Here is a 16,916-nt window from a genome sequence, read left to right as displayed (position 1 = left end):
AATATGAGCCAGTTATCACATATCAACAACGAAGGAAAAGCCAATATGGTGGATGTCGGACACAAACCCTTGCAGGTTCGGACAGCCTGTGCATCGGGCTTCATCCGGCTTCAACCCGAAACGATAAAACTCATTCAGGAAAACCTGGTAAAAAAAGGCGATGTACTAACCATCGCAGAAATTGCGGGCATTCAGGCAGCCAAGGAAACATCGCGATTGATTCCGCTGTGCCACCCGCTTCAACTTACCAAAGTGGAGGTTAAAACCCGGGGTACAGAAAACGGTGTGGAGGTAAAAAGCCTCACCCGCTGTATCGGGCAAACCGGTGTGGAGATGGAGGCTTTAACCGCCGTTAATGTGGCCCTGCTTACCATTTACGACATGTGCAAGGCTGTTGACAAGCAAATGGTTTTGAGCGATATAAAACTCGACTCAAAAGAAAAAACAGACCTCTAATCTTTCAACAAAAACGTTTTACTGAATAAAAAACCAAAATGGACCAGAAATTTTGCATCGTAAAATCATTGAATATATCGGAACAAAAAGGAACGATTAAAACGCCCCGGAAAGAGATTCGATTAACGCCGGAAGGAATTGAGGAAGATGCCCACGCCGGGAAATGGCACCGCCAGGTGAGTCTTTTGGCTGCCGAAAGCATTGAGCGTTTTGAAAGCGAACTGGGTCGCAAAATCGAATTTGGCGAGTTTGCCGAGAACATCACCACCTTTGGTTTTGAAGTTCATAAAACCTTACCATTCGACCGGTTTGTGTCCGGGGATGTTGTTCTGGAAGTCACCCAAATCGGCAAAAAGTGCCACGGTACCAATTGCGAAATCTTTCAGCTTACCGGAAATTGTGTGATGCCTACCGAAGGTATTTTTTGCCGGGTAATTCAACCCGGGAAATTGCAGGAAAATGATACACTGAGCTATATCCCCAAAACCTTCCATATAAAAGTAATTACCCTCAGCGACCGCGCTTATGAAGGAATTTACAAGGATAAAAGTGGCCCCCTCATCGAAAAACTGGCAAAGGACTGGTTCAATGGTTTGGGATATTTATGCGAAACCGACAGAACGGTAATACCCGATGAACCCCACCGGCTAGAAAGTGAATTACAAACTGCGCTAGAACAAGGTTTTGACATCATTTATACCACCGGGAGTACAGGAATTGGCCCCCGGGACATTGCCCCAAAAGTCATTTCTTCGTTTATCGACCTGGAGATTCCGGGAATTATGGACATGATCCGCCTTAAATACGGAGCAGAAAAACCAAATGCATTACTCAGCCGGTCGACAGCAGGGGTGAAAGACAAAACGCTTGTTTTCTCGCTGCCCGGCAGCACAAAAGCGGTGAACGAATATTTAAGCGAGATTCATAAAATACTGATGCACTCCTTCCTGATGTTGCATTCGATCGACAGTCATTAATAGGGAAAGCTACTTTGCTGAAAAGAAATCCTTCAGAATTTGAGCGTGGTCGAAAGCCAACGCCGGAAGTTCGTTGATGGGGAACCATTCTGCGCGGCTGGCATCGTCGTTGCCGATAACAGGCACTTTTTCATCCAGCTGAACCGAATGTACTACAGAAATGGTGCGATGGCGCGGATCGCGGTCAATGGCATCGTAGGTGCGGAACTGCTGCATGGCTTCCACTTTTAGTCCGGTTTCCTCTTCCAGTTCCCGAATGCATGCCTGTTCAAGGGTTTCGGCCATATCAATAAAACCACCTGGCAAAGCCCATTTATTTTTGAACGGTTCTCTCCCCCGCTCGATCAAAAGCACCGAGGTATTGTTGTTTTGCTTTACAAACACAATGGCATCTACCGTTAAAGCAGCACGAGGATATGGATAGGAATACATTTTTAGTGTAATTTTTGAATGAGAAAGACTGCAAATACGGGTTAATCATCTTTCCGGCCGGTTTTCCAATACCTTAAAATCAGAAACACAACCGCCACAAAAATCGCCAGGTAAATTAAAAATTCAATCCGTTCCATTTTGCTTAATGATCTTTTTCATTACACGCATTTTGTGTGTGTAACGTTTCGTATCGATGTTGAAGATACCAAATTGATCGACATTATCAATACGAACCTGCCCCGAAGCATGAATTATTTTATTGCGTTTCCAGATAATTCCCACGTGCACGATATTGCCTTCGTCGTCATCAAAGAAAGCTAAATCGCCCGGTTCGGCTTCATCCACAAAGCTCAGGGCCGTTCCAATTTTCACCTGCTCACTGGCATCGCGGGGTAACTGAATACCGATCATTTTATAGATAACCTGTGTTAATCCGCTGCAATCGACCCCAAAAGGTGTTCTTCCTCCCCACAAATACGGAGCATTGAAATATTTCAGCGACTGCTGAATCACCACTTCGCGCGGATCTTTTATGTCTCCGTACAAAACATCGCCAGTAGCCAGGTAGGTATCACGTGTAACCGAAAACTGTTTCAGATATGGGCGCCAAACGGGAAGCGTACTTCCGGCCACCAACATGAGGTTTTGCTCGTCGTTTACCGGAACAATGGTAATAATATCGGAAGTTATGGCCGAAGCGCTGTTCTCTATTTTGCTCAGAGTCCGGGCATTAATCGGCGTAATCATTTTGGTATCGACCCATCCTTCGTAGCCATCGTAAGCCAGTTTTACGTTGGTCCATCCCACCATTTGCTCCCGCATTTCAAAGTGTTCACCAAAGAGGATCTGCGTAACCATTTCACTCTTTTCTGAAGGTTCCCTTCTTACAGGGATAATGCTTAAATTAGAAATTCCGTGGGTCATCAGCGTTGCTTAATTTCAGTTTTCTATTAAATGGTGAAGGATTCACGCCAGTTTCAGCACAAAACTATTAAAAATTGGGCACTGCCTGTGATGAAATCATGCATTTTTCATACTAAATTTGGGGTGGACACAACGCCGTACAAACAATTATTATAAATTGAACTACTTTTTACCGTGAAGCATCATTATGAATAAATTTTACCACCGGCTCAAAAACTACACAAAAGTCATTCTCCAGGTATTAATGTTCGTGCTCACCGCAACGGCTCTCTATTTTATTTTGCCAGGTGAACCCAAGTTCAAATACGAATACCAGAAAGGCTTTCCGTGGAAACACGAAAATCTGGTGGCCCCCTTTGATTTTGCCATTCTGAAAACAGCCAAAGAGCTGGAAGATGAAAAACAGGAACAACTAAAAAACGTACTTCCCTATTTTGTTTGCGACACTGCTGTTGCCACTGCCAATATAAACAAGCTGAAAGAAGATTTCAGTTTGTCGAACGACTCGCTCACCCAACAACAAGAGCAGGTTATCAGCAAGCTTTGCGAAGAACTTCGAAAAATTTACGATGCCGGAGTTTTGCAGTTTTCGCTGGATACCTACAACGAAATAAAAGGAAAACCAGCCATCAGAAAACGAATTGGCACCAGTGTTACGCGAATCGACACGGCTTCCCTTTTCTCTGAAAAATCAGCCTATGCCGCCATCAACCAGTTCAAGCATCAGCTAAAAACCGGTTATTCCAGATCTAGCTGGTTAAACAGCCACCCCCTGGAACATTACATAAGTTCTAACCTGAGCTACGATGCGGAAATCACCCAAAAGGAAATAGACGAAATAACCCAGAATATTTCGCTGACACGTGGCATGGTTCGCTTAGGAGAACGCATCATCCTGCAAGGAGAAGTGGTGGACAGCGAAAAATTCCAGGCACTGGAATCGTTAAAAGCCAGTTACGAGAAAGAACGCGGTAAAAATGTAAACCGCTACATGGTTTCCATCGGCAAAAGCCTCCTGGTGGTTTCACTGCTGGCGCTCATTTTTGTTTTTCTTTTGATTTACCGACGAGACATTATCGAGCAACTGAACAAACTGCTTTTTCTCCTGCTTATGATAACTTCGATGGTATTGATCACCAATTTCATTGATTCGTTCCCCAACCTGCACATTTACATGGTACCTTTTGCCATTTTGCCAATTGTGGTACGAACGTTTTTCGATTCCCGAACGGCCATTTTCACGCTGGTAATTTCCACCCTGCTAATTGGGTTTTATGCTCCCAATAATTACGAGTTTATTCTTCTGCAGATTTCTGCCGGTATTGTGGCCGTTTTCAGTTTAAATAAAATGCACCGCCGTGTACATTTGGTATTGGCTGCCCTCTGGGTTTTTCTCACTTACACCATCGTTTTTACAGCTTTAAATCTTATCCACGAAGGAGAATTTGTACTCTTTAATTATGCGATTACCAAGTGGTTTGCCATCAGCAGTGTGCTTATTATGCTGGTGTATATCCTGATTTACATCTTCGAAAAAATGTTTGGCTTTGTTTCGGATGTGACGCTGATCGAGCTTTCAGATAGTAATCAGCCTCTGTTGCGCAAACTTTCGGAAGAAGCCCCCGGAACTTTTCAGCATTCGATGCAAATTGCCAACCTGGCCGAAGAAGTTATCTTAAAAATAGGCGGCAACCCTTTCCTTGTCAGGGCCGGAGCGCTTTATCACGACATCGGGAAAATTGCCAAACCAACCTATTTTATCGAAAACCAGGCAATGGGAATGAACCCTCACGATCAGCTTGATCATTTAAAAAGTGCGGAGGTGATCATCGACCATGTCCGAAATGGCGTTAAAATGGCACAGAAACACAAACTTCCGGCGCCAATCGTAGAGTTTATCGCCACGCACCACGGAACAACCAAAGCCAAATATTTCTACCTGAAACACAAGGAAGAGCATCCGGAGGAAAACGTGAGCGAAAAGAACTTTATCTACCCGGGCCCCCTTCCCCGTTCAAAAGAAGCGGCTGTTGTTATGCTGGTTGACGGAATTGAAGCTGCTTCGCGAAGCATGAAAGAAAAAACACATGCCAACCTAAAAGAGCTGATTGACCGCATGATCGACCAAAAAATAGAAGACAAACAACTGGACAACTCCAACCTGACTTTCCGCGACATTACAACCATTAAAGAAGTTTTGCTTCAGAAGCTGTTGAATATCTACCATGTCAGGATTGAATATCCGGAAGAGAAAAAAGAACTAAATCAGGCGGGGAGTCAGCAGTAAATAGTTGAATGTATTTATCCCCTGAACCATATATAAATTATCCACATCGAAAATAAAAGAACTCTACTAAATTTGTAAAATTCAGAGAGTAATCTGACTATAATTTTTTAAGAAAGAACAACATGAAAAACTGGCAAAAAATTTTCCTCCTTATGCTCCTGCCCCTTGGAGTGTTTGTTGGCTGTGGAGAAGAAGAGGTGCCCGATCCCGGGCCAATCATCCCTGAACTTACCTTGAATATCAACAAGTTTATTTACGACGTTATGTCTGACGTCTATCTGTGGTACAATAAATTACCCAATATTGATTATCAAAAAGAAGCGGACTCGAAAGACTATTTTGAGAAACTACTTTATACAGAAGACAAATGGTCGTTCATCACTGACGATGTGGAAGCGCTTGAAAATAGTTTTCACGGTGTGGAAAAAACATTTGGCTGGTCGCTGGCTTTTGGAAAATTCTCCAACACAGGTAATCTTTTTGCCATCGTTGAATATGTTTACCCAAATACTCCCGCCGCCATTGCTGGTTTAAAGCGTGGAGATATTGTGGTGTTGCTCAACGATGCAGACATTACAAAGACCAATTATACAGACCTGATTTATGGAGAAAGTATAAAAATCACCCTTGGGATCCTTGGGCAAGGTGGTATTTCATTGGGAAATAGTGTTAACATGACGGCCTTAGAGCTGAATTTAAATCCTGTGCTAAAAACCGCCGTTGTAGAAGAAGGTGGGCGTAAAATCGGCTACATGTTTTACGCACAATACATTAGTGATTACAACAATGCCATCGACACCGCTTTGCAGAGTTTAATGAACCAGAACATTACAGACCTGGTACTCGACCTGCGCTACAATCCCGGAGGAACCGTCACTGCAGCCCAGTATTTGTGTAGTTCACTTGCGCCGATTGAATTTGTAAACGGGAAAGATAAGCTGGTTACTTTTCAATGGAACGACAAATACCAGAACTACTGGATAAGTAAACAGAGAACCGACCAGATTCAGGTTGATTTTACCGATACAGTGGCAGTAAAAATGGACCTGGATAATCTATACATTTTGACCGGGGATGGAACAGCTTCAGCCTCGGAACTAACAATTACCGGGTTAAGTGCCTACATGGGGGTTACCACCGTGGGAGACACTACTTATGGCAAATACACGGCTTCCATCACGCTTAAACCAGAAGATCTCTATGAACGTGAAAGCTATTACTCGGATTTTGACAACTGGGGGCTGCAGCCCATCATACTTCGTTATGCCAACGCCCTGGGTGTTACCGATTTTAAAGATGGTTTTGTTCCTGACATACTCGTTTACGACGACCTGCTTAACGCTTACCCACTTGGCGATGTAAACGACCCGTTGTTTAAGGCAGCCATCGAAGATATCACAGGCTCGGTAATTACGGCAAAAAAGAGTGCTGAAGCGAGAAACATTCCTTACCAACTCTTCGACCGTGGTTTCTCGAAGTACGATAAAAACAAGCGAAACCTACTAATAGATGATGCGAGTTCAGAAGAGATCAAAGAGCAGTTGAAATAATCTTTTGATCAGAATTTATTAACAATAAAAAGAGTTTAGGTTTTTCCTGCAAGCCGTAATTGCAGAACGATATAACCTAAACTCTTTTTATTACTACCGCACATAACCTCCTTTTCGTTAATATTCCACATTTCCCCAATTTTGATTTTATGTTGTTCTGTGGTAACTTCCCGCACATTTAACTATTTAGAACGTTTGCATGTTTGAAAAAACCAGCGCATCTAAACAATTTACGCACGAGCATATGCCCAATGAGCGAACAAATATTTTATCCGGTTTAATTAGCAACAACAAACAGCTGATGGACTTTGTCGAGTCTGTCACACAAATGGTTTTAATTCTGAACCGCCAACACGAAATCTTATATGCCAGCGATAGCTACCAGCGTTTTATTGATGTACTAAACCTTCCCAAAGACATTATATTTAAGAAACCGGGAGATGCTTTTCACTGCCGGAATGCCGTTCAGTCTCACAACGGATGCGGGACGTCTGAATTTTGTAATTCTTGCGGCGCGCTTAACGCCATCCTTTTCTCAAAAAAAGGGATTAAAACAACCGAAGAATGTAAAATTCTAACGATCGAAAACGAGGCAATTGATTTGCGAGTAACTGCCAGCCCTTTTCAGCTCGACGGCGAAGAGCTGATCATTTTCTCCATTACCGATATCAGCAATGAGAAAAGACGGGAATCACTGGAAAGGATCTTCATTCACGACCTGCTAAACAGTGCCGGTGGTATTTCCGGTCTGTCGGCTATTTTAAAAGAACTGGACGACCCGTCCGATATACGCGACATTGCCGAAACCATTCAATGGGCAGCCAATAACCTGATCGATGAAATTCAGATGCAGCGCGAAATAGGTTCAGCTGAAAAGGGCGATCTTGTACCGCAGCTTGTAACCGTAAATACGATTGAAGTACTGCAGGAGCAAAAAAAATTATACAACAATCACCAAACCAACCGCGGAAAAACGATCGTTATTGATCCGGTTTCGGAACAACATATTTTAATTACCGATAAAATTTTGCTGAAAAGGATATTGGGAAATATGATCAAAAATGCCCTGGAAGTAAATATTCCGGATGATTGTATCACCCTGAGTTGTGTGCAAAAAAACGACGGCATTTGTTTTTGTGTGCACAACAAAAGTTATATTCCGGTTGAAGTTCAGGCACAGTTATTTAAACGTTTTTACTCTACCAAAGGAACGGGCCGCGGTATCGGAACTTACAGCATGAAACTGTTTGGGGAGAAATACCTGAAAGGAAAGGTGTGGTACAGCAGCGATCCCGAAAAAGGAACCACTTTCTGTTTCCAGATTTAATCACAAAACTCTACTACGCACTTTCGGCTTCAAACCGGCAGGCATTCTATTCTCCAAAAGTAAATTGAAGCAATCTGCAGAACTGCAAAAAATAAAAAGGGCCTGATAAATTATCAAGCCCTTCGTTTTTATCAGAATTTAAATGTTAATCCAACTCCAAACGACTCCATAAACTGCAATCCCGGACTACTTACTCCCGTATCCGGGTCCTTGATCTTGGTATCGTTGTCATAAATCATATGCGTAATCAGGTTGGCCGACAAATAATCGTTTACTTTCATATTTATCTGAACTTTCCAGTCCATATCCACATTCTGGGGATCTTTCAGGTAATTCGAGAACAAATCGAGCGTGGTATTCAAAGTCACATTTTTCATGATGTCATGCTTGTACTCAAACTTTGCAGTAGCACCTAGCTCTGCCCGAAAATTATTATTCTTTTCCACCCCAAAAGCACCTTGAGCTGAAAGTGAATCATCCAAAACAAAAGTAAATTTACCCGATACAGGTGCCAGCAGCACCGAAAGACGATCGTTTTTGTAATCCATCCCCAAACCGGTTTTCAAATAAGCCGGAGCCATAAATTTTGAAATTACATCCACCGGAATGTTATTATCATCGTATTTGTAACCTTTGGCAAATTGCGACTTAAAATTCACCAAACCCGAATAATACCAGTTTCCACCGGCCTCGATGCCCAACTTCGAACTAACATCGATAATGTCATCCGACTTTCTGACTTTAACATCTTTTTCCTTCAGAAACCCATAACGAAAATCAAAGGTATTGTCCCAGCTAAGCTTGCCTTTTTTATAGTTGGCCGCGTAATTGATCATACCGATAGCCGACATAGAGCTCTTTCCCCCTGCCGCCCAATTGGTAAGCGAAACCTGCGAAAAATTCAGGGTCGTGCTTCCGCTGGTGGTCCACAGCGAGTCTTTCTTCTCTTGCGCAAATGCCAGAAAGGGTACAAATAACAAAATAGAGAGTAGTTTTTTCATGTGTTTTCTGTTTTAATGTATTTTCTTGAATAACGGAATTATAGACAAACGTAAAACTCTTTTGTTTGTCGTCCCAATCTTATTTAAAAAGATTCTTATTCCTCGATCAGGGTTTTACATCTGGTTAACAATCTACTAAACCCGGGTTAAAGCGTTTATTTTTGAGTTTTATCGCGTTTTATCCGTTTGAGCCACTTTGCTCGCGCCAGTTTCTGAAGATCTTCCACTTTGTCTGACTCATCCATAATTTCCAAACCAAAAAGCGTTTCAATTACGTCTTCCATGGTCACCAGGCCTACAAGGGTTCCAAACTCGTCAGCCACCATGGCCAGGTGTTGCCGCTCCAGAATCAGGGTATCCAGTAATCGCGCCACTGTCCAGCTGTCCTGCACAAACAGGATATCTCTCCGGATGTCAGCCAGCTTTCGGGCGTGCTTATCTTCCGCCAGGTTCTCAAGAATAACATCTTTCAACACCATTCCGGTAATATTGTCGGGTGTTTCGTGAAATACCGGAATACGCGAAAACTGAAACGGATTGTGCTCTATATAAACATCGCCCAGGTTTCGGTCTTCATCCAGAAAAAGCACCACGGTCCAGGGCGTCATAATCTCCTTTATTTTCAGGTTTTCCAGTTGCAGCAGATTCAAAATAATGGATTTTTCTTCCTGGTCGATGGCACCGCTTTTTAGCCCGGCATCAGCCATGGCAGCCACATCGGCCCGGCTAAATACACTTTTGGTCCCCTTCTTCTTCAGCGAGCGGGTTAAAAGGTTGCTGAGCCAGATAAACGGCGCAAGAATAAAAACCAGCACACGCAGCGAACGAACAGTGAAACCGGTAAGTTTTTTCCAGTAAGTGGCTCCAATGGTTTTTGGAATGATCTCCGAAAGAACCAGAATCGCCAAAGTCATGGCACCGGCAATGATCGATTCGAAACTGACATCAAAAAAATAGAGATCTAATTTATTCGAACCAAATATTTTCCCGGCCTCAATACCAACTCCCATGGCACCTACCGTATGCGCAATCGTATTCAGTGTTAAAATGGCAGAAAGCGGCCGATCTATATCGTCTTTAAAATGAGCCAGCAAATTTCCCAAACCAGGTTTCTCGCTTTGCATTCTGCTCACATACGAAGGTGTTACACTTAACAAAACAGCCTCCCAAACACTACATAAAAACGAAAATACAATAGAAACGACAAAAAAGAAGATCAGTGTTATCATGTCATTTTTTGAATGTAAAAGCGAAAGTAAGAATTTCGCGACATAAGTAAAAAAAACATTCCTATTTCATGGTCATTTTATATAATTTCCCAACAGCTTAATCTGCACATCATTTCAAACAATCTTTCGCTTGAAATTGTAATGGGAAGTAAGTTTTTCTTACTAAAAACCGTAAGAAGTATATTTACTGCTAAAATTGTGTGATTGAATATTCAGGAAAAACAAACAAATAAATCGTATGAAAAAAACATTCTTAGTTATTTTACTGGCAATTATGACGCAGGTAATTTTTGCACAAGATGATCCGTATCTCTGGCTCGAAGACGTTGATGCCGGGAAGTCGCTGAACTGGGTGGAACAATGGAACGAAAAAACCCTAAAGGTACTCATGAGCCAACCCGGCTACGAGGAAATGTATGAAAAGGATCTGGAGATTTACAACTCCACCGACCGTATCGCAAGTCCGTCAATTATTGGGAACCTGGTGTACAATTTCTGGCAGGATGAAGAACACCCGCGGGGAATTTGGAGGCGTACTCCCCTGCAAAGTTACCTGAGCGGAGAGCCACACTGGGAAACAGTGATCGATGTAGATGCACTCTCTAAACAGGACAACGAGAAATATGTATTTAAAGGAGCGTCGGGCTTGTACCCTGATTACGACCGTTTTCTGGTGAACCTGTCGAAAGGCGGAGGCGATGCCGTGGTAATCCGCGAATTCGATGCCGTTAGCAAAGTATTTATCGAAAATGGATTTTACATCCCCGAAGCAAAAGGAAGTGCCAGTTGGATCGACAGGAACACCCTGATGGTTTCGACTGATTTTGGCGATGGCGTAACCACATCGGGCTATCCAAAACAGGTAAAAATATGGAAACGCGACACCGATCTGAAAAATGCCCGACTTGTTTTCGACGGACAGGAAGATGACATGGGAATTTGGGGTTATACCACGCATACCAAAGACAAAACCTACCAGATTATTACCCAGCGTACTTCGTTTTATACGGGTAGCTATCACATTATCGAAAACGGGGAACTTGTAAAACCAGACCTACCGGAAGACATTGAGCTTAGCGGGATTTTTAACAAGCAGGTTTTGCTTAGCCTGAAATCGGACTGGAACATTGGCGGCAACTCGTTCAAACAAGGCGATATGATCAGTATCCCTTATGCCGATCTGATTAAAGGAGGTACCAATTACCAGTTGATCGTTCGCCCCGATGAACGCTCAAGTATTGCCGAAACAAACGCTACCAAAAACGTACTGCTGGTAAACATGCTTACCAACGTAAAAAGCGAGCTTTACAAATACACGTACAACGGAACCTGGCAAAAAGAAAAAATCGACGCACCGGAACTGGGCAATATTTCACTTGGTTCGGCCGACGAAGACAGCGACACCTATTTCTTCTATTTCCAGAATTTCCTGATGCCTTCCACCTTGTACAAAGGAGATGCAGCAACCGGACAATTTGTAAAAGTTAAAGCACTCAAATCGTGGTTTGCTACCGAAGATTACCAGGTACAGCAATTTGAAGTTGCTTCGAAAGACGGCACCATGATTCCCTACTTTGTGGTAAGCCACAAGGAGATTAAACTGAACGGAAAAAATCCGACACTGATCAGTGCTTACGGAGGATTTGAAGTCCCGAGACTTCCGAGTTACAGCGCTATTACCGGAACTTCGTGGCTCGAAAAAGGCGGCGTTTTTGTGCTGGCCAACATTCGCGGCGGGGGTGAATTTGGACCCAAATGGCACCAGGCTGGATTAAAAGAAAACCGTCAGCGCATTTACGACGATTATTTTGCGGTGGCCGAAGATTTAATCGCGCGTAAAATAACATCGCCTAAAAAACTCGGAATCAGCGGCGGAAGTAACGGCGGATTGTTGGTAGGTGTTGGTTTTACTCAGCGGCCTGATCTTTACAACGCGGTGGTGTGTGCCGTTCCGCTACTCGACATGAAGCGTTACAACAAACTGTTGGCAGGTGCCAGCTGGATGGCTGAGTACGGAAACCCGGACATCCCCGAAGAATGGGAATACATCAAAAAATATTCGCCGTACCAGAACCTGAAAGAAGGCATGGAATATCCCGAAGTCTTCTTCTATACCTCTACCCGCGACGACAGGGTTCATCCGGGACATGCGCGCAAAATGGTAGCAAAAATGAGTGAAATGGGCTACAAAGTCTATTACTTCGAAAATACAGAAGGCGGACATGCCGGAGCTTCCACCAACGAGCAACGTGCAAAAATGGCTGCGCTGCAATACAGCTACCTCCAAATGAAACTAATGAATTGATAAGAACAGTATCGATCGATAAGCCCCGGAAGTATTTTCTTTCGGGGTTTTCTTTTGCTGAAAATATTAGGAGCCCGAAAGGTTAAAGATCACCCGTGCCCTGACGGTCATTCCGTTCTCTCCCGGAAGATCCCGGATGGCATCCGGATGGCATCCGGATTGGTAACCACGCTGCGGGTAAGGTAAACTGCCGGCCCTCCTGACAGTGAAAATGAAAATCTGGAACGGTCCGGAACCAGGTTCAGGGAAGGCCCAAACATCATACGCGCGCCGCCCTCTGCTTCGTCCTCCTCCCACAAGCCTTCCAGGTCTTCACCAATGGCCTCAATACCCGCGTAAAAATGATCGGTAATTTTATACTGAACTCCCAGGCTGGTCAGCACATCCACTTTATCACGATTTCCGGAAAGCGCCTTTTCAAGCAGCAGGTTACCCGCCAGTTTCCAGCGTTTGCTTTCCAAAGCGCCCGTTGTGCGGCACACAACGGAAAATACACCGCCGTAATCGCGGCTCAATCCGCCGCCTATCCCCAGACGAAGTCCCTCTGTCTTCTTCCCGCCAATCAGGTCGCGAATAATTTCGGCCCGCTGCGCGCTTACCACCGAATTATCGGCACTTGCCACTCCGAGCGAAACATAGGTCAGCATGGTAAAGCGGCTGCCCAGGTATCCTTTTACCCCCACCTGCTGATCAACGCCATTGAATCCAAAACCGCGGCTCAGATTATTCCCGTAACTGCCACCGTAACTCAATACCCAAGGCACATCGCGGGCGGTAAGTGTAGATGTTGAAAACAAAAACGGTTCGGCACTTCGCGTACTACCAATCTCAGGAAAACTCGTTGTTTCGGATTCCTGCGCGTACGAAAACTTCAATAGAAAAATAAGCACCAGCGGGAGAAAATAGTTACGGATCATAAAAAACGTTTTCATTGTTAGGTGAAACAAAAATACGTGAAACCAGCGGTTCTGAAAATAAAACAAACGCGAATCACCAACATAAATGAAAGTACGATTAGTTTCTAACTCAACTCTTCCTTTTAGTGGGCATTCAGAAAGTCTGTAAAACCAGGTTCTCCAAAGATTAAAAGAAGCGCAAAGGTCGCAGAGTACTCACTTTCAGTTTTTTCTTTTGCGTTCTTTTGGATTATTTTGGCGCACTTTGCGTGAAATTTATCTTTGGGAGCCGCTATATATTATATCCACCAACCGATGCACCAAATTCACTATCAATACTATATTTCATTGTCGATTTTTGAGTAATTATCAGGAAAAACACCGCAATTTATACAAAGCGATGAATATCCACTTCCGGTGGTAAATTCCGGATTTCGCCCTTCAGAAACTTTACCATTTCAGCGGCCAACCAGGGCGCCAGCATTACGCCTTTTGTTCCCAGACCATTAAAAACAAACACATTTTTGTGCTTTGGATGAACTCCCAGCACCGGTCGGCGATCTGCTACAGTGGGGCGAACTCCCGCCCAATGTTCTTCAATGGTATAGCCTGTTTTTACCAGGTTCTCCAGGCGTTCCGTAATCGAGTCTTTTCCCTTCTCAGTCGGCGTTTCACTCAAATCATCCCATTCGTAGGTAGACCCCACTTTAAAGCGGTGGTTGCCCACAGGTAAAACAAACACCCGCTTATTCAGAATAAACTCTTCCGGCAAATCGGGTGCGTGAATCTGCAAAACCTCGCCCTTGGCCGGGTTCATTTTCACCAACTGAAACAAGGGGTTTTCCGCCAAATGATAACCTTCGCAAAACACTATGTTTTCAGCTTTAATACCCTCTATCTCAAAAAAATCAGGAATGTCGTCGTCTAACAGAAAACCAGCCTCCAGCAGCCAACCTTTCTCACGAAAATACTGTTCGGCCAACTCAAGAAAAACAGCCAGGTTTAGATAACCCGAGCCTCTGACTATTCCGTAAGCAGGCGAACCTACCAGAGAAGCCAGCGGCGACTCCGCCAGAACGGATTCAATAAAAGACGAAAATTCAGGATTTTGCTGTTTCTCTTTCCACAGTTGCATTTCCTGTTCCGACAATGGCTTTAGTATTTTCTTCTCAAAGAAAAAAGAAGCCAAAAGCAGATTCTCCAGCTCCCGGTAACGCTTGTGCATAACTGGCAAAAGTTGATCCGCCATCCAGCTTTTGGTCAATCTTTTAAAAACCAACGGATTGATCATTCCCGCAGCCACCAGCGAAGCTTTGCTTTTATTCGGAGAACTGACGATCCGAAAAGGAATGTTGTGTTCCTGCATTTCAAAAGCCAACATGGTCCCGGCCAAGCCCTGCCCAACAATCAGGAAACGAACTTCTTTCATCCTTTCAGAAGTTTTAAGGCTTCTTCCGAACTGCTTACCGGCAACTGGCAAGCCCCTTCCCTGCATACGTATATCAAATCGTCGCCCTTTACAAAGCGGTCTTTCAACAAAGGCACCTGGCTATCGGTATTGCAATGCGCCCACAGCACGTTCGGGCGGTAGTCTTTTTTCATTTCTTTCAGAAGAATGTTTGAATTGATGCCGCACACAGCTACCTCAAAATAAGGCTCTGTAAGTTTTAGCATCAGCATTCCCCAGTTGGCATAAGCCATTGGGTAGCGGGTGAAATTCGGAACAATATATGGCAACATTCGGGGGATCATTGCCTGGTATTCAGGCCGCCCAAACAAAAGATACATGCGATACAGATTATTGGCCATCACCGAATTGGAAGCCGGAATTACATTGTCCTCATTCTGAAAATGATTGGCAATGCTGGTACTCGCCTGTTTATCCGAGAAATAAAAAAGTCCTCTTTCTTTACCGTAGAAATGGTTGTTTACGTAAGTCATCATTTGATCGGCCGATTCAGCCCAACTTGCATCTCCGGTGGTTTCAAACAGCGACAGAAAAGCCTGGATCACCAGTGAATAGTCTTCCAGAAAACCATCGATTGTACTTTTGCCTTTCTTCCAGCTGTGCCAAAGTTTCCCGTCCGACGTCAGCTGGCTTTCGCGAATAAAGCGTGCATTTTGCAAGGCCAGTTCCAAAAAACGAACTTCACGGAACGTGTTGTAGGCATCCACCAGTCCCTGAATGGCCAGTGCATTCCACGAAGTCAGTGTTTTATCATCCAGTCCGGGGCGCACTCTTTTTGAACGTTCTTTTAACAGCTTGTATTTCCATTTTGCCAGCAGGCGTTGCAAATGCTCCGGGCTCATTCCGTTGGCTGCGGCAAACTCCTCATCCGAACTATTTCGTAATAAGATATAATTACCGTGCTCCCAGTATCCTTTTGAATTCACATTGTAACAGGCAGCAAACAAGGGATAATCATCCCCCAGCAAAGTCTTCAGTTCATTCTCTTTCCAGACATAGAACCGGCCCTCTTCGCCTTCGCTGTCAGCATCCAGCGATGAATAAAAAGCACCCGACTCGTCCATCATTTCGCGTTCCAGAAAATCGACCACTTCATACACCACCCATTTAAATTCCTCGTTTTTATAAAGTTGATAAGCCTTGGAATAGGTACTGAGCAACTGCCCGTTGTCGTACAACATTTTCTCAAAATGAGGAACCTTCCAGTTTTCATCCACCGAGTAACGGGCAAACCCGCCTCCTACCTGGTCGTAAATTCCACCACGGGCCATTTTCTCGAGCGTTGTTTTTACAAACTCCCGGGTAACATCATCCTTTTTTACCCAGGCATAGTACATCAGAAAATCAAGGTTTACAGGCATTGGAAATTTGGGAGCTCCCAAACGGCCGCCTTCTTTCCTGTCAAAACGCGATTTCCAGGCTTCCACTCCCTGTTCCAGTAAGTGCCGGTCAATGGGCGTTGGGTCTTCAATGCCTGCTGAAAGCGACAAACGTTGAATACTGTCTTCCAGTTGCGCACCGTATTCCTGTGTTTTCTCTTTGTTTTCGTGGTAATAAGTGGCTACCGCCTGCACATTTTTCACCCACACGTCTTTGGGGAAATAAGTTCCGCCCCATATCGGACGGCCATCGGGCAAAGCAATTACGTTTAAGGGCCAGCCTCCCTGCATCCCCATCAACTGAACGGCGCTCATGTAATAATGATCCACATCGGGTCTTTCTTCCCGATCGACTTTTATACACACAAAATGCCTGTTCATTACTTCTGCCACTTCCTCGTCTTCAAAACTTTCGTGTTCCATTACGTGGCACCAGTGACAGGCTGCATAACCGATGCTTACCAGAATTAACCGGCCGCTGGCTTTTGCTTCTTCTATCAGCGTTTCGCTCCAGGGTTGCCAGTTTACCGGGTTATGCGCATGTTGCAACAGGTAAGGTGATGTTTCGTGTATTAACTGATTGGTATGTTTCATGAATAAAATGTTCAAGCTTAACAAAGGAACAACGCCGTTCAAATTTGGTTCTGAAACAGCCACTGAATCAAATAAAGAAATGAACTACCCC

At 44.1% G+C, this 16,916-nt stretch carries 13 protein-coding genes; 6 read left to right on the top strand and 7 right to left on the bottom strand.

All coding sequences use genetic code 11. From position 1 onward, the window contains the following. Positions 1–3 precede the first annotated feature (3 nt). Together moaC and D1614_RS01885 are read left to right on the top strand one after the other, a co-directional pair. The gene (gene moaC / locus D1614_RS01890; protein ID WP_119436173.1) at positions 4–456 is read left to right on the top strand and encodes a cyclic pyranopterin monophosphate synthase MoaC; all 453 of its coding nucleotides are present in this window, start codon (positions 4–6) and stop codon (positions 454–456) included. Positions 457–494: 38 nt separating this feature from the next. Continuing rightward, on the top strand, positions 495–1,433 hold the full coding sequence (locus tag D1614_RS01885; protein ID WP_119436172.1) for an MOSC domain-containing protein: 939 nt from the start codon (positions 495–497) through the stop codon (positions 1,431–1,433). Positions 1,434–1,442: 9 nt separating this feature from the next. On the opposite strand, the gene D1614_RS01880 is transcribed toward D1614_RS01885, so the two are convergent. Together D1614_RS01880 and D1614_RS01875 are read right to left on the bottom strand one after the other, a co-directional pair. Then, complete coding sequence (locus D1614_RS01880; protein ID WP_119436171.1) at positions 1,443–1,865, bottom strand: NUDIX domain-containing protein; 423 nt, start codon at positions 1,863–1,865, stop codon at positions 1,443–1,445. A 123-nt stretch (positions 1,866–1,988) separates the two neighbouring features. After that, positions 1,989–2,789: a C40 family peptidase gene (locus D1614_RS01875; RefSeq protein ID WP_119436170.1), complete on the bottom strand. Its 801-nt coding sequence runs from the start codon at positions 2,787–2,789 to the stop codon at positions 1,989–1,991. Positions 2,790–2,976: 187 nt separating this feature from the next. Here D1614_RS01875 and D1614_RS01870 point away from each other — a divergent pair, with 187 nt between their 5' ends. The 3 genes from D1614_RS01870 (at position 2,977) to D1614_RS01860 (ending at position 7,953) form a co-directional block, all read left to right on the top strand. Further along, complete coding sequence (locus tag D1614_RS01870; RefSeq protein ID WP_119436169.1) at positions 2,977–5,076, top strand: HD family phosphohydrolase; 2,100 nt, start codon at positions 2,977–2,979, stop codon at positions 5,074–5,076. A gap of 152 nt (positions 5,077–5,228) precedes the next feature. Beyond that, the gene (locus tag D1614_RS01865) at positions 5,229–6,626 is read left to right on the top strand and encodes a S41 family peptidase (RefSeq protein WP_162304378.1); all 1,398 of its coding nucleotides are present in this window, start codon (positions 5,229–5,231) and stop codon (positions 6,624–6,626) included. Positions 6,627–6,825: 199 nt separating this feature from the next. Beyond that, a complete protein-coding gene (locus D1614_RS01860) occupies positions 6,826–7,953 on the top strand; it encodes a sensor histidine kinase (protein WP_119436167.1) in 1,128 nt (375 codons plus the stop codon). A 131-nt stretch (positions 7,954–8,084) separates the two neighbouring features. Here D1614_RS01860 and D1614_RS01855 read toward each other — a convergent pair whose 3' ends face one another. Then, complete coding sequence (locus D1614_RS01855) at positions 8,085–8,954, bottom strand: DUF3078 domain-containing protein (protein ID WP_119436166.1); 870 nt, start codon at positions 8,952–8,954, stop codon at positions 8,085–8,087. 155 nt (positions 8,955–9,109) lie between these two features. Continuing rightward, positions 9,110–10,183, bottom strand: coding sequence for a CNNM domain-containing protein (locus D1614_RS01850; protein WP_119436165.1), 1,074 nt, complete (start codon positions 10,181–10,183; stop codon positions 9,110–9,112). A gap of 238 nt (positions 10,184–10,421) precedes the next feature. Here D1614_RS01850 and D1614_RS01845 point away from each other — a divergent pair, with 238 nt between their 5' ends. Next, positions 10,422–12,488 carry a prolyl oligopeptidase family serine peptidase gene (locus tag D1614_RS01845; RefSeq protein ID WP_119436164.1) on the top strand — a complete coding sequence of 689 codons (2,067 nt, stop codon included), beginning with the start codon at positions 10,422–10,424 and terminating at the stop codon, positions 12,486–12,488. Positions 12,489–12,595: 107 nt separating this feature from the next. Here the strand turns inward: D1614_RS01845 and D1614_RS01840 are convergent, their stop codons facing one another. From D1614_RS01840 to D1614_RS01830, 3 genes are all read right to left on the bottom strand, one after another. Next, complete coding sequence (locus D1614_RS01840) at positions 12,596–13,405, bottom strand: hypothetical protein (RefSeq protein WP_147383966.1); 810 nt, start codon at positions 13,403–13,405, stop codon at positions 12,596–12,598. Positions 13,406–13,772: 367 nt separating this feature from the next. After that, positions 13,773–14,813, bottom strand: coding sequence for an NAD(P)/FAD-dependent oxidoreductase (locus D1614_RS01835; protein WP_162304377.1), 1,041 nt, complete (start codon positions 14,811–14,813; stop codon positions 13,773–13,775). Then, positions 14,810–16,825, bottom strand: a complete 2,016-nt coding sequence (locus tag D1614_RS01830) for a thioredoxin domain-containing protein (RefSeq protein ID WP_119436161.1) — start codon at positions 16,823–16,825, stop codon at positions 14,810–14,812. The genes D1614_RS01835 and D1614_RS01830 overlap by 4 nt, the downstream gene beginning before the upstream one ends. Positions 16,826–16,916 lie beyond the last annotated feature (91 nt).

It is taken from the genome of Maribellus luteus, from assembly GCF_003576475.1.
Classification (GTDB): domain Bacteria; phylum Bacteroidota; class Bacteroidia; order Bacteroidales; family Prolixibacteraceae; genus Draconibacterium; species Draconibacterium luteum.
This window is presented reverse-complemented; position numbering and strand designations above follow the sequence as displayed.

Excerpts from the sequence above, each read along its gene's own strand:
- moaC (WP_119436173.1), top strand. The coding sequence starts at position 4 with ATGAGCCAGTTATCACATATCAACAACGAAGGAAAAGCCAATATGGTG.
- D1614_RS01885 (WP_119436172.1), top strand. The coding sequence starts at position 495 with ATGGACCAGAAATTTTGCATCGTAAAATCATTGAATATATCGGAACAA.
- D1614_RS01880 (WP_119436171.1), bottom strand. The coding sequence starts at position 1,865 with ATGTATTCCTATCCATATCCTCGTGCTGCTTTAACGGTAGATGCCATT.
- D1614_RS01875 (WP_119436170.1), bottom strand. The coding sequence starts at position 2,789 with ATGACCCACGGAATTTCTAATTTAAGCATTATCCCTGTAAGAAGGGAA.
- D1614_RS01870 (WP_119436169.1), top strand. The coding sequence starts at position 2,977 with ATGAATAAATTTTACCACCGGCTCAAAAACTACACAAAAGTCATTCTC.
- D1614_RS01865 (WP_162304378.1), top strand. The coding sequence starts at position 5,229 with ATGCTCCTGCCCCTTGGAGTGTTTGTTGGCTGTGGAGAAGAAGAGGTG.
- D1614_RS01860 (WP_119436167.1), top strand. The coding sequence starts at position 6,826 with ATGTTTGAAAAAACCAGCGCATCTAAACAATTTACGCACGAGCATATG.
- D1614_RS01855 (WP_119436166.1), bottom strand. The coding sequence starts at position 8,954 with ATGAAAAAACTACTCTCTATTTTGTTATTTGTACCCTTTCTGGCATTT.
- D1614_RS01850 (WP_119436165.1), bottom strand. The coding sequence starts at position 10,183 with ATGATAACACTGATCTTCTTTTTTGTCGTTTCTATTGTATTTTCGTTT.
- D1614_RS01845 (WP_119436164.1), top strand. The coding sequence starts at position 10,422 with ATGAAAAAAACATTCTTAGTTATTTTACTGGCAATTATGACGCAGGTA.
- D1614_RS01840 (WP_147383966.1), bottom strand. The coding sequence starts at position 13,405 with ATGATCCGTAACTATTTTCTCCCGCTGGTGCTTATTTTTCTATTGAAG.
- D1614_RS01835 (WP_162304377.1), bottom strand. The coding sequence starts at position 14,813 with ATGAAAGAAGTTCGTTTCCTGATTGTTGGGCAGGGCTTGGCCGGGACC.
- D1614_RS01830 (WP_119436161.1), bottom strand. The coding sequence starts at position 16,825 with ATGAAACATACCAATCAGTTAATACACGAAACATCACCTTACCTGTTG.